Below are 12889 nucleotides of genomic sequence, written 5' to 3'. Positions count from 1 at the left end.
TCACCGAGTGCGAGACCCGCTTCGGCAGCGCGTCGTATATCGCTGAGCATGTCGGGCCTCCTTCCTGAACACGCTGGTCCTGCAGGGTGGTTCGTACGCTTTCACACAGAGTGGTCGGTTCGCAACCGATTTATCACCCGCCCTGCGGCCACGCCACCGGCACGCGCTCCAGGACGCCCGCGCCGAACAGTTCGTACAGTGGCAGGCTCTCCAGGTGGACGTAACCGATGTGGCAGTCGCAGACCGGCAACGGGCAGGCCCGCGGCTGCAGTCGGGCGCGGTAGCTGCCGTCGTAGAGGTTGCCGAGGACGTCCCGGACGAAGTGGCAGCGGCGCACCGTGCCCTCGCCGTCGACCGAGAGCACGGATTCACCGGTGCGGCACGGACGACCGGCACTGGGGTGGGCGTGCCGGCTGTAGCCGAAGTGCGGATCCAGCTCGGCCCATCCGGCAGCCTCGGTATCGGTGTAGTCAAGTCCCTCGGCGGCGTTGACCCACAGGTAGACGGCCTCCGCGAGTTCGGCGCGCAGATGGCGCGCTTCGGCCAGGTGCTCGGGCTGACCGACCACGCCGACGCTGTATCGCACGCCGAGCGCGTCCAGCTCGCGGCACTTGGCGAGGAAGCGGTCGCGGGTGACCTGGCCGGGGTGGTACGTCACCCAGAGGGCGAGGGTGTTGAGGTCCGCCTCGGCGAGCCAGCCGGTGCGGCAGCTGAGGTTGGTCTGGATCGCGACCCGGCGGATGTGCGGGAGGCGGCTCAGCTCGACCAGCGCGCGGCGGTACCAGGAACGGACCAGGCCCTCACCCCAGGGGGTGAAAAGCAGCGACAGCGTGTCACCGGTGCCCGCCCGGTCGGTGGCCCAGCCGGCGAAGCGCTCCAACGCGGCCCGGTCGGCACGCAGTTGCGCGGGAGTGTCACGGCGCTTGGCGAACGGGCAGTAGGGGCAGTCGTAGTCGCAGGAGGCCAGCGGGCCGCGATAGAGCAGCGTGAGGTCCCGCGCGTGGCTTTCGTCGACTGGCGCGGGGAAAGGGAGGGTGGCGGGGGAAGCCACGGCGCCGGGTGCGGCGCCGGGCATGCCGAGGAAGGTCATTTGGCCTCGTACGCCGCCATCAGGGCCCGGACCGCCGGCGAGAACAGCATCGGCCCCACCGCGTCCGAGTGCGCCAGCCCCTCCGGGGTGAGCCGCAGTCGCTCCCGGTCGTCCGGGGCGAGCCAGCCGAGCTCGGCGAACGCTGTCAGTTCGGCGGGGAAGTCGTCGGCGGGCGAAGCGTCGAACCGGGCCCGGTAGTCGGCCAGGGGCATGCCCTCGGCCTGCAGCAGCGACTGCACGAGGTGGCGCCGGCGAGGCTCGTCGCCCTCCATCCAGTGACCCTCCTCGGCACGGTGGAAGTCCTCGGTGGCGACGTAGGCGTCGATGATGCCGCGCACCTGGGTGGCGTCCACCGCGTAGTCGAAGGAGTAGTGCAGCCGCGAGGTGTAGGAGCGGGCACCGCAGCCCAGTCCGATCATGCCGTCGGTCTGGCAGGCGTACTCGCTTGCGCCCGCCTGCGGGGAGGCTGCGCGGCGGAACATCCGCATCGACACCTGCTGGTAGCCCTGGGCGAGCAGGTGGTCGCGGCCGGCGCGGTAGAGCGCGAGCCTGCGGGCGTCCCAGGCGGAACGGCTCTCCTGCTCGCCGCGCCGGGCCAGGCCGGTCAACGGGCGGACGTACAGCGGGTAGAGGTAGAGCTCCTCGGGCTGCCAGGCGAGCGCGGCGTCCAGCGACCGGAGCCAACTCGCCTCGGTCTGACCGTCGATGCCGTAGATGAGGTCGATGTTGAGCACCGGGAACCCGGCGGCGCGGATCCGGCCGAGAGCGGCCTCCACCTCGGAGCGCCTCTGGGGGCGGACGGCCGAACGGGCCTCGGCGTCGTCGAAGGACTGCACGCCCAGGCTCAGCCGGGTGGTGCCCCGGGCGGCCAGCACCTCCAACCGGTCAGCGGTCGAGGTAGCGGGCGAAGCCTCCACCGAGAGCGGTATCGACCGCAGGTCCGCGCCCATTCGCCGCTCGGCGATGTCACACAGCCGTTCCAGCTCACCGGCTGTCAGGTAAGTGGGCGTTCCGCCGCCGAACGCGGCCAGCGCGAACCGGGCGTCGTCGGCCAGCGCCTCGCGGACGGCCGAGGCCTGGCGCTCCAGGGCGTCCAGGTAGGCCGTGGTCAGGCCCTCGGGACTGCCTATCCGGGTGAAGAGGTTGCAGAAGCCGCAGCGGACCTCGCAGAACGGGATGTGCAGGTAGAGCGAGAGCGCGTGCTGCGCCTCCCCGGCCCACAGTTCGCGCAGCGGCGGCCGTTCGGGCAGCGGACGGTAGGACGTCTTGTGCGGGTAGGCGTAGACGTACGAGAGGTACGGCGTTTCGGGGCGCGGGGGCGAGGTGGTCATGCGCGCTCCTCAGCGGTGGCCGTGGCCGTGGCCGCGGCGGTGGCGGTGGCGGTGGCGGTGGCGGTATTGGCGGGGATGGTGAAGTGGGCGTACGGGACGGTCCAGACGACCTCGTGGCCGATCCGGTGGCCGGTGTAACCGTCCTCGCCGTATGCGGTGCCGTGATCGGAGCAGATGATCGCGAAGCACGGGCGGCGGGCGCTCATCGCGGCCAACAACCTGCCGATGTGGGCGTCCACGTACTTCAGCGCTGCGGCGTGGCTGGCCCGGTTGTCGCCGTGGTCGCTGGTGGCGCCGGGCAGGTGGAACCAGTTGGGCTGGTGCAGCGCCGAGACGTTCAAGAAGAGGAACAGCGGCTGCTCGGCGGGTTGCTCGGCGGCGACCCGCTCGGCTCGGGCGACCTGCTCCTCGAAGGACGTCGGGGACGTTACGCCCATCTCGGGCGACCAGTGGCTCTCCTGGAAGAGGCCGGGCAGCACCGAGCCGAGGGGGCCCTGCTTGTTGAAGAAGCCGACGCCGCCGATGCACACCGTGCGGTACCCGGCAGCGGAGAGGCCGGTCGGCAGATCGGGGGCGTCGAAGACCCAGGTGCGCGGGGCGGTGCTCTCGGAACCGGCGAAGCGGGCTGCGAACAGGCGGGGGTGCGGGCCGTCGGGGGACGCCGGGGTCGGCAGGAAGCCGGCCAGGATCGCCTGATGGGAGGCGTAGGTGAAGCTGCCGGGGGCGTGTCGCCGCTCCCAGCGGCCGCCCGGGAGGAACGCGGCGAGGTTGGGGATCCGGCCGGCCGCGGCCAGGTCCTCGGCGACGTCGAAGCGCAGGGTGTCGAGGGTGACGAGTAGCAGGTCGTGGGTGCCCACGATCGCGTTCATGTCGGGGGCCGTGGCTGGGGCCGGGGCGGTGGGGTGGTGATTCATCGAGCGGGTTCCGTGATCTGTTGGTTCGTTGGTTCGGTGTGATCCGTCTGGCTCGCCCGGTCCAGCCGGCTTGCCGGGACCGTCCGGCCCGTAGCCGAGTGGAGCGGCCGGGACGGTGCGGTGAGCGCCGCGAGCTGGGCGCCGTAGGTGTCGAGGCCCTCGGCCGGGCCGCCCGGCAGCCCGGTGAGGTTGGGGAGCAGGTCGCCGAAGGCGTTCACCTCGCCGACCAGAGCGCGCCGCCAGCCCGTCGTGGGGAGGACGTCGACGCCGACCATCGGCGAGGCGGGGAAGCAGGCCGCGGCACGCTCGGCCGTCTCCAGGATGGACGACCAGGCGGCGCCGGCGGCCTCCCGAGCCTGGTCGAGGCTGCCCCGGGCGCCACCGAGGTGCAGATTGGTCATCGGCTGGGTGCTCGTGCGCACCACGGCGTGGGTGGCGCGGCCCGAGACCGCCACGATCCGCAGGTCCGCCGCGCGGCCGGACTGCGAGGCCTTCGGGATCCACTGCTCCACGTGCAGCCCGTCCGGGGCCAGGCGGTCGATGATCGCGGCGACCTCCCGCTCGGTGCGGTAGCGGCGTACCCGCAGCGAGTTGTGCAGGCTCCCGTCGGCCAGCTCCACCGAGGTGGTGGCCAGCAGTTGGCCGCGCGGCCCGAACTCCAGGGCCGTCACCCCAGAGGCCGAGGAACCGTGCGCGGGCTTGACGAAGACCCGGTGCAGACCTGCCTCCGCGAGGCGTTCGCGCAGGTGCGACCAGCCGGTGACCTCGCCGCCGAGCGCCCGGGGCACCGGGACTCCGGCCTCCGAGAGCAGCGCGTGCGCCCGGCGCTTGTCGAACATCACGGCGATCTCCTCCGGATCGCCCAACAGCCGGACGCCCGGCCGCGCCGCCAGCTCGCGCAGCGCAGCCATCACCCCCGTGTACCAGGCCGCGGTGCCCTCGACCCTGGTGGGCGCGTAGCCGGCGCCGAGCACCGGGCCACGCAACAGCCGATCGACTTCCGGCTCCTCGCCGGGCGACTCGATGCGCAGCAGAGCGCCTTCGGGCAGCCGGTACCGGCCGCGAAGCACGTCCAGCCACGGCAGGACGGCGGGTTCGGGCAGTCCGGCGGCCCGGGCGGCGGCGGCGAACAGCGCGACCCGCCGGTGGCCCGGATTGCCGAGAACGGTCAGCTGCGGCGGCATCGTCGAGTCACCCGCCTACTCGGCGACCGATACGTAGCGGTCGCCCTCGTCGTCCAGGTCGTCCTCGGCCTCGCTGAGGTCGATCTCGACGTCGGGCAGGGCTTGGCGCAGGCGCTGCTGCATCTCGTCGGTGAGGTAGTGGTGGTGCAGGTCGAGCGCGCGCAGGTGGTTGAGCGGCTGGCCCTCCAGCAGGGCGGCCGCGCCTTCGTCGGAGAGCACGCCCATGGAGAGGTCGAGCGACTCCAGCCGGGCCACGACGGGCGCGTGCGCGAGGGCGCCGGCGATCTCGTCCTGCAGCTCGCTGTCGGCCAGCCCGAGGTGGCGGAGCTTCGGCAGGCGCGTGCCGTCGAGGAAGGGCGCGAGATCGTCGATCGATGCGTCGCCGCCGTACTCGTCCACGCCGAGCCAGAGCGTCAGGCGTTCCAGCGCGGGCAGTTCGGAGCCGGCGACGGCCCGCACCACGGTGGCCGGCAGGCCACCGGACTCGAAGCGAAGGCTCGTCAGGCGGTCGTGTCGCACCGGCTCCAGTGCGAGGTCCATGCCGCCGCGTACGGTCAACGACCTCAGGCCGGGGAAGGCGGTCAGCAGCGGGGTGACGTCCCCCATCTCCAGCCAGGAGATCTCGCACTCGTCGAAGGTCACCTCCCCCAGGAACAGCGCCTCCAGGGCGGGCAGGCGCTCCGCCTCGGCCGTGACGGCCTCGACCACGCTGCGCACGGACGCGTAGTCCTTCTGCCACCATGCGCCGATCACCACGGCACGGACGCCGGTCGGGTCGACCTTCCGGAGGAAGGACTGCCAGAGCTGCCCGAAGTCCTGCTTGGAGCCGTACTCCAGGGACAGGCGCCAGGCGACGGCATCGGCGGCGGGCTGCGGCTGGGCGTCGTCGGGCGTGAACTCGTGGACCGGCAGCTCGTGGAAGCGTTCGAGGTGGTGGGAGACGGCCATGTCGGATCCTGGTGGCTCGGTGGGTGGGGCGGCTGACGTGGTGCTGACGGCTACTCGGCCACGGCGACGTAGCGCCACTGGTCGTCCGGCTTGCCGGGCTCGGAGAGGTCGACCTCGACGTCGGGCAGGGCTTGGCGCAGGCGCTGCTGCAACTCGTCCGTGAGGAAGTGGTGGTGCAGGTCGAGAGCGCGCAGGTGGGTGAGCGGCTGGCCCTCCAACAGCGCGGTGGCGCCCTGGTCGGTCAGCACGCCCATGGAGAGGCTGAGCGACTCCAGCCGGGCCACCACGGGCGCGTGTGCCACGGCGGCCGCGATGTCGTCCTCGAACTCGCTGTTCTGCAGGCCGAGGTGGCGCAGCGCGGGGAAGCGGGTACCGTCCAGGAAGGGCGCGAGGTCGTCCATCGTGGCGTCGCCGCCGTAGTTGCCCACGCCGAGCCAGAGCTCCAGCCGCTCCAGGGCGGGGAAGTCACAGGCCGCGACCGAACGCACGACTGAGCCCGGCAGGCCGCCGGCTTCGAACCGCAGCGCCGTGAGGGACTCGTGCCGCAGCGGCTTCAGCGCCAGACCGCCCTTGCCCTCCCAGTCCTCGGAGGATCCGCGCACCACCAGCTCGGCCAACCGCGGGAAGGCCGTCAGCAGCGGCGTGATGTCGCACTGCTGGATCCAGGAGATCTCGCACTGCTCGAAGGTGATGTCGCCGACGAAGAGGGCACGCAGGGCGGGCAGCCGGCCGCCGGCGGCGACGATCGCTTCCATCGGCTCCTGGAAGCTGTCCGGCTCCTCCGGCGACCACTGACCGATCACGAGGGCGGAGACCCGCTCGGTGTCGACGGTGTCGAGGAACTGCTGCCAGCGTTCCTGGAACGTCGCCTCGGACTCGTATTCGACACCGATCCTCCAGGCCGCGGAGGCCGCGTCCGGCAGCTGCGCGGCGCCGGATCCGCCCTCCCCCTCGGCCTCCTCCAGGGCCTGGACGAAGTCGAAGACGGGAAGGCCGTGGAACCGCTCGATGTGCTCGTTGACTGTCATGCGCTGCTCCTCTGTGATCTGGGCCGAACGACTGTCTACCAGCCGGGACTGACAATCCGGTGGCCGGGTCCTCGCCAGGACGCGTTGTCAGACCCTTGCTCTATGTTCGGGTCGTGGCTCCGGAGAGTGACCGCGGAAGGCGCGGCGGAGCCAGGGATTCCGGCGCCCGCCGGATCCGGCTCTACGACGAGGGAGAGCTGATGTACCGCCAGGGGGATGTGCTGATCGTGCCGGTCGAGGAGAGCGCGGTGCCGCCGCGGGTGGCAGAGCTGGCCGTGCAGCCCCGGGACGCGCGGGGCCGGATGGTGCTGGCGCTCGGCGAGGTCACCGGCCATGCGCATGCCGTGGTCGGCCCCGGCGAATTGCGCCGGGAGAGCGGGCCGTTCGGCGCCGGTTGGCTGCACCTGCCCGAGGGCGGCCGGGTGGTCCACGAGGAGCACGCGGCGATACCGCTGCCCAAGGCCTGGTACCGGGTGGTCCGTCAGCGAGAGTACGTCCCGGGTGCGGTGCGGATGGTCGCGGACTGACTCGCGGTTCGCCCGCCGCGTGGGGCGGAGGGCGATGGTGGCCCGGGTCGGCGGCCGGTGGCAAGGCACGGGTGGAATGGGAACGGGAACGGACGGCCGGGTGGGGAGCCCAGCCGGGAACGGAGCAGACGATGGAAACGGTGGCTCACGACAACCCTGCGGACGGACGGACGCTGGTCGGCCCTTCCGAGGCGACGGCCCGCTGGCGGGCGGCCGCGGCGGCCGTCGGTCCGGGTGACCGGGTGGCGGCCGAGCGGGCCGTCCGAGCCGCTTACCGAATGGCCGGGTTGCCCGAGCCCGGGGAGGTCCGGTGGTTCGGCTCCCCGCTCGCCGCGGCCGAGGCAGCGATGGAGCTGCGGGCCGCCGGTGCCGAGAGCGTGCGCGAGGCGGTGCGCACCCGGCCGTGGGAGGAGGCCCGGCGGCGGGCCGTCGAGCAGGTCGGAGCGTCCGGGTGGGCGGCGCACTGGGCACTGACCGGCGGCGAACTCGGCCCGGTCACCACCCCGCTCGCCGACCGGGTGCGCAACGCCGTGCTCGACCGGCTCGCCCCCGAGGCCGACCGAGAGGCCGACCTCGCTGTGGCCGCCGAGGCCCGGGCCCGCCGCACCACCGTCCGGCTCGCGCTGCTGGACGCCGTGCGCGGCCAACACGACGCGCCGTGGTTCGCCGCCTTCGAGGCGGCCGGGGCGGGTGCCGACGCCGTCGCGCCGCTCGCCGCGCTGGCCGGCGAAGCCGGCTGGTGGTGGCCGTACCGCGAGGTGGCCCTGATCAGCGAGCGGCCGACCTCGCTGCACCGCGACGAGGCCGGGCGGCTCGACCGTGCGGACGGCCCCGCACTTGAGTACTCCGACGGGTTCGCCCTGCACGCCTGGCGCGGCATGCCCGTCCCGGCGGAGTTCCTCGCCGGGCTGGCGGAGGTGACGGTCGAGCGGATCCGCACCGAGGAGAACGCCGAACTTCGCCGCGTCCTGCTGGAGCACTACGGCTACGAGCGCTACCTGGCGGACTCCGGCGCCGAGCCCATCCACCGCGACGAGACCGGTGTGCTCTGGCGGATCGTCCTTCCCGACGACGAGCCGGTGGTGATGGTCGAGGTGGTCAATTCCACCCCGGAGCCGGACGGTACCTACCGCACCTACTGGCTGCGTGTCCCTCCGAGCACCCGCACGGCTCGGGCCGGGGTCGCCTGGACCTTCGGCATACCCGAGACGGCCTACCACCCGCAGCGCGAAACCTGACGGGCCCGGTTCCGGGTGCCCGCACGGTCCGGCGAGCTGCGCGTGTTGACCCTTACCCCACGTCAGGCCGCACGGTGGGTGCAGCGAACGCACGGGTACCCGGACGCACGGATGCCCGGACGTACCGACGCACGGATGCACGGGAGGTACTCATGAACTGGTCGGTGGGACAGGTCTCCGGATTCGCCGGGGTCACGATCCGGACCCTGCACCACTACGACCGGTCCGGGCTGCTGTCGCCCAGCGAACGCAGTCCGGCCGGGTATCGGCTCTACAACGGCGCGGACCTCGCCAGACTCCAGCAGATCCTCTTCTACCGGGAACTCGGCTTCCCGCTCGAGGAGATCGCCGACATCCTCGCGGCCCCGCAGGCCGACGCGCTCGACCACCTGCTGGCCCGGCGGCAGGCCCTCACCGAGCAGATCGCCCGGCTGCAGAAGCTGGTCGACGTCGCCGAGCGGGCCATCGAGGTCCAGCGCACGGGCGTCGAGCTCAGCCCTGCGGAGCGGTTCGAGGTCTTCGGTGACGTCGTCTTCGACCTCAGTTATGCCGCCGACGCCCACCTGAAGTGGGGGGAACGGGAGAGCCATCAGGAAGCACTGGCCCGCGCCGCCGCCCACTCGAAGGAGGACTGGCGGCAGCTGATGGCCGAGGCCGCCGAGTGGCGCGGCCGGTTGCTGGCCGCCTTCGACGAAAACATCCCGGCGGACCACGGGGTGGTGCTGGACCTCGCCGAGGAACACCGGCAGCACATCGCCCGGTGGTTCACACCCTGCCCGCCCGAGATGCACTGCCGGATCGCCGACGACTACGAGGCGGACGCCCGCGCCTTTGCACTCGTCGTGCCGGCCGCGGAACAACGCCCGGGCCTGGCGGCCTACCTCCGTACGGCCATCGGCCGCAACGCCGAACAGCAGGCTGCGAACGGCCCCCGTGCGGCCCGGGGGGAGGCCCGATGAGGATCCTCGTCATGGCCGCCGGATCCCACGGCGACGTCGCCCCCTACACCGGCCTCGGCGCTCACCTCCGCGTGGAGGGGCACGACGTCGCGCTCGCCGCGCCGGAGACCTTCCGCCCCCTGGTGACCGACAGCGGCCTCGACTTCCGCCCACTCCCCGTGGACCCGCGCGGGATACCCACCAGTGCGGCGGGCGGCCGTTCCGAACTCCTCGCACGAGCCACGGCGTTCATCGAGCAGCTGGGCGACGCGCTCGCCGACGCGGCGGCGCCCGGCGCGGATCTGCTGCTGCTCAGTACCACCACGGCGCCGCTGGGGTGGCACCTCGCCGAGGCGATGAACATACGAAGCCTTGGTGTCTACCTCCAACCCACGCTTCCGACGGGTGACTTCCCGCCGGTCGTCGGTGGCGGCCGATCGTTGGGGAGGTGGGGCAACCGGGCCGCCGGGGCGCTCGGCCAACGGATCGTCGACCGTCTGCACGCCGAGTCCGCACGTCGTCTGCGGGCGCGGCTGGGCCTCCCGGCGCAGTCCCAGGGCGCACGCCGACGGTCCGTGGAACGGGCGGACTGGCCGGTGCTGCACGGCTTCAGCCCCACGTTGGTGCCGCGCCCGTCCGACTGGCGCGCAGGGGCGTCGGTGGTCGGCAACTGGTGGCCGCACGTAGCGGTGGACTACCGCCTCCCGGCCGAGGTCGAGGACTTCCTCCAGGCCGGGCCACCGCCGGTGTTCATCGGCTTCGGCAGCATGGCGACGGGACAGGGCGAGCGGCTGGGCGCCCTGGCGGCCGATGCCCTACGGCGAGCGGGTGTCCGGGGCGTACTGCAGGCGGGCTGGGCCGGGCTCGTCGGAGAGGGGGACGACGTCCTGAGCATCGGCGAGGCGCCGCACGGCCACCTCTTCCCACGCATGGCGGCCGTCGTGCACCACGCCGGCGCCGGAACGGCGGCCGCCACGCTGCGTTCAGGCGTCCCGAGCGTGCCGGTCCCGGTGATGGCGGACCAGCCGTTCTGGGCCAACCGGCTCGCCCGCACCGGCGCGGCGACCACACCGGTCGGGTTCGCGGACCTGACTGCCGCCCGCCTGGCGGAGGCCATCCGTCGGGCGGTTGAGGACCGGTCCCTGCGGGAGCACGCGGAGGCGGCCGCTCGCGCGATGGCGGAGGAGGACGGCGTGGCACGGGTCGCGGAGGCGGTGGCGGCCATGGGAGGTGATCGGTAGTGGATCCGCGCGCCGAGAACTCGACCCTCACCCGGCCATCCTCCGCAGGGAGCCGGCACTGGCAGGAACCACCTCGCCGAGGCCTCCGCCCCCACGCCATGGACGCCGACCTACCGGTCCGCTGTTGCACCCTCGAACCGCTGACCGCCGGCCATGGACGCGTCTCCGTCGACAACCCGGTCGCCGCCCGCGCGGTCGCCAAGATCGCCCGAGACACCCTGATCGTGGTTGACGACTCGGCCGCTGCCCTGCGGCCAGGCCACCGCCGAGGCGCTCCCGCGTCGTTGACGTCGCCTACGAACGCTGCTCGGTACCGCCGGGCCGGCCCCTTGCGGGTGGTCCAGTTCGGTGATGATCGCCCCGGTGTCCAGCAGGTCCGCCGAGGCAGGTCGCAGACTCCGTCTGGCCACCGCTCACCAGCGGCGATCACCACTACGGGATGCTTTGCGGTCCCGCAGGCGTGCCGGGCCAGCCATCGTCCGACAGCAGCGGCTTTTCGCTGACATCCCTCCACTACCGTCGAGTCGCCCGCCGCCGCAGCGATGGCGGATCCGTTGGGTGAGGGCGGGACGAGGCGGGGCGTGTAGGGGGCTTGCGCAGTACCGCCGGCGACCGGGACCACGGCGCGGTAGAGATGGCGGTCCGCCGTCCTGCGGCCGATGGCGGTCCGCCGTCCTACGGCCGGCACCGCAGCCTGTCCTTCGCCGGGCGAAGGAGGACGCCGCCTCGACAGCGACAATCACCGAGGTCGTGAAGGACAGCACGTCGACCACCACCAGCCAGGTAGGCAGCGCTCTGCGCCAGCTGCTGGGCACCGGCGGGGCCCCAATCGAATCGGACGCCGTGCTCTTGTCGCACGAACCGACCCCTCATGGTGGCCGATGTCTTTCACCGATCGACTACTGCGGCGGCCGAGTTTCCGGTGATGGCTGGCCGGCCGCCGTCCGGGGGCGACGTGGTCCACGAGGTCGATGAGGGCGGCCTGCGATCTGCGCCGAAGGGGGCGGCGACGAGTCCGGGGGCCGGCGTCCTCACGAGGCCGACCAGGCGGGTGCTGCGTACCAGCTTGGGCGGGAAGGCGCAGACGTGAGGGCGGCGGAGAAGCAGGGCGCTTGCGGCCCCTGGGCAGCGTCACGGGAAGGCCTCGATGTCGTACACGTCGACGAGGTACCAGGTGCCGCCGGGCGCCCATGGCTCCCCCGCCCGCCATCTGTGAGGACAGCGCCTCCACCTACGTGGGGCCGCCCCGGATTGCCGCCCCTCAGGCCGGCCACGGCCGAGTTAGGCTCGACCTCCGTTGTGGACGGCCGCCGATCACCTGGGCCGCGACGAATCCCGGGACAGCACGGAGGTCGGTGCTCGGCGAGTTCGCCTCGTGGCTGCACTGGGTCTCGAACTGGCACCCGTAGCTGCCTTGCCGGGCCCCCTGTACGTCGCAGTGACCGGGCCCGGTCAAGCAACAGGGCCCGGTCAAGCAACCGGCCCCGGCCAAGCAACAGGGCTCGGTCAAGCTGACAGGGCCGTCCATCCGCGCCCGACTGCGCAGCAGTTCGACGAGTACGCGCACAGGTGGGCTGGGTGTGGAGCACGTGCAGGGCAGCGCCTGGACGGTCGGGTCTCCGCCGAGCGCTCAGGGTGCCCGGGCGATCAGGAGGGGCTGGAAGAAGCCCGTCTCTGCTGGCTGTGCCCAGCCGGGGTCGGCGAGGCCCGCGTCGACGGCGAAGCCGCTCAACTGGTCGCGGGTCAGCGACCAGTAGGTGGAACGGTGGACCGCGACCTGCCACTGCCCGGTGGTGTCCCGCAGGAGCCGGAAGAGCTCCAGGTCGTACCGCTCGCCGTCCTCGTGCCACTGCCAGAGTTGGAAGACCACCGATCGCGCGCCGCCGTACTCCGTCGTCTGCGGCGGGGTGGAGGTCGGCCGGGCGCGACGCAGTTCGTCGTACGGGCGGGTGGACACCAGCAGCAGTCCGCCCGGACGCAGGACCCGGCGCATCTCGCCGAGTGCGGCGCGGACGTCCCCGGCCGAGAGCAGGTGGGGAAGGGCGTTGTCGGCGCAGACCACGACGTCGAACCGCCCGTCGGTGAACGGCAGCCCGCGCATGTCGGCGGCGGCCGTGGGCAGCCGGAGTCCGCGCTGGGCGGCCTCGGCGGTGGCCCGGGCGACGGAGGCCGGGCTGAGGTCGGTGCCGGTGACGTGGTGGCCGAGCGCAGCCAGGCCGATCGCCTGGGTGCCGATGCCGCAGGCGCAGTCCAGCACCTCGGCGGGGCGGTCGCCGAGGCGCGTCCGGATCAGGGCGTCGAGCGCGGCGCCCTGGCGGGCGAGCGAGGCGTCCCAGTCGGCGTAGACCAGGTGGTAGTCCGCGGCGAAGTCGTCGTAGAAGCGGCCGAGGGGGGACTGTGTCATGGCGTCGAAGCCTCCGCGGACAAGGGGGGAGGGGAAGGGGAGGGGG

11 protein-coding genes are annotated in these 12889 nt (G+C 72.9%); 4 read left to right on the top strand and 7 right to left on the bottom strand.

The window, feature by feature from the left end; translation table 11 throughout:
* Window positions 1-133 precede the first annotated feature (133 nt).
* The 6 genes from IF30_RS0108920 to IF30_RS0108895 are packed head-to-tail and all read right to left on the bottom strand — an operon-like array spanning window position 134 to window position 6495.
* Complete coding sequence (locus IF30_RS0108920; RefSeq protein WP_234322641.1) at window positions 134-1090, bottom strand: STM4011 family radical SAM protein; 957 nt, start codon at window positions 1088-1090, stop codon at window positions 134-136.
* A complete protein-coding gene (locus tag IF30_RS0108915) occupies window positions 1087-2421 on the bottom strand; it encodes an STM4012 family radical SAM protein (protein WP_030234469.1) in 1335 nt (444 codons plus the stop codon). The genes IF30_RS0108920 and IF30_RS0108915 overlap by 4 nt, the downstream gene beginning before the upstream one ends.
* Window positions 2418-3290 (bottom strand): STM4013/SEN3800 family hydrolase, encoded by an 873-nt coding sequence (locus IF30_RS0108910; RefSeq protein WP_051709658.1) that lies wholly within the window; start codon window positions 3288-3290, stop codon window positions 2418-2420. Before IF30_RS0108910 ends, IF30_RS0108915 begins: the two co-directional genes overlap by 4 nt.
* 41 nt (window positions 3291-3331) lie before the next feature.
* Entirely contained in the window at window positions 3332-4519 is a 1188-nt protein-coding gene (locus IF30_RS0108905; protein WP_199807841.1) for an STM4014 family protein, read from the bottom strand.
* A 15-nt stretch (window positions 4520-4534) separates the two neighbouring features.
* Complete coding sequence (locus IF30_RS0108900) at window positions 4535-5467, bottom strand: STM4015 family protein (RefSeq protein ID WP_030234461.1); 933 nt, start codon at window positions 5465-5467, stop codon at window positions 4535-4537.
* Window positions 5468-5517: 50 nt separating this feature from the next.
* On the bottom strand, window positions 5518-6495 hold the full coding sequence (locus IF30_RS0108895; RefSeq protein WP_030234458.1) for an STM4015 family protein: 978 nt from the start codon (window positions 6493-6495) through the stop codon (window positions 5518-5520).
* A 200-nt stretch (window positions 6496-6695) separates the two neighbouring features.
* On the opposite strand from IF30_RS0108895, the gene IF30_RS0108890 reads away from it, so the two are divergent.
* From IF30_RS0108890 to IF30_RS0108875, 4 genes are all read left to right on the top strand, one after another.
* Window positions 6696-7022, top strand: a complete 327-nt coding sequence (locus IF30_RS0108890) for a hypothetical protein (protein WP_030234456.1) — start codon at window positions 6696-6698, stop codon at window positions 7020-7022.
* 131 nt (window positions 7023-7153) lie between these two features.
* Entirely contained in the window at window positions 7154-8260 is a 1107-nt protein-coding gene (locus tag IF30_RS0108885) for a DUF6745 domain-containing protein (RefSeq protein WP_234322640.1), read from the top strand.
* Between the two features lie 152 nt (window positions 8261-8412).
* Window positions 8413-9219, top strand: coding sequence for a MerR family transcriptional regulator (locus tag IF30_RS0108880; RefSeq protein WP_030234452.1), 807 nt, complete (start codon window positions 8413-8415; stop codon window positions 9217-9219).
* Complete coding sequence (locus tag IF30_RS0108875; RefSeq protein ID WP_030234448.1) at window positions 9216-10439, top strand: glycosyltransferase; 1224 nt, start codon at window positions 9216-9218, stop codon at window positions 10437-10439. The genes IF30_RS0108880 and IF30_RS0108875 overlap by 4 nt, the downstream gene beginning before the upstream one ends.
* A 1630-nt stretch (window positions 10440-12069) precedes the next feature.
* On the opposite strand, the gene IF30_RS0108865 is transcribed toward IF30_RS0108875, so the two are convergent.
* A complete protein-coding gene (locus tag IF30_RS0108865; protein ID WP_030234445.1) occupies window positions 12070-12843 on the bottom strand; it encodes a class I SAM-dependent methyltransferase in 774 nt (257 codons plus the stop codon).
* Between the last annotated feature and the right edge of the window lie 46 nt (window positions 12844-12889).

The organism is Streptomyces sp. NRRL S-350 (assembly GCF_000719705.1).
Lineage (GTDB): Bacteria > Actinomycetota > Actinomycetes > Streptomycetales > Streptomycetaceae > Kitasatospora.
This window is presented reverse-complemented; position numbering and strand designations above follow the sequence as displayed.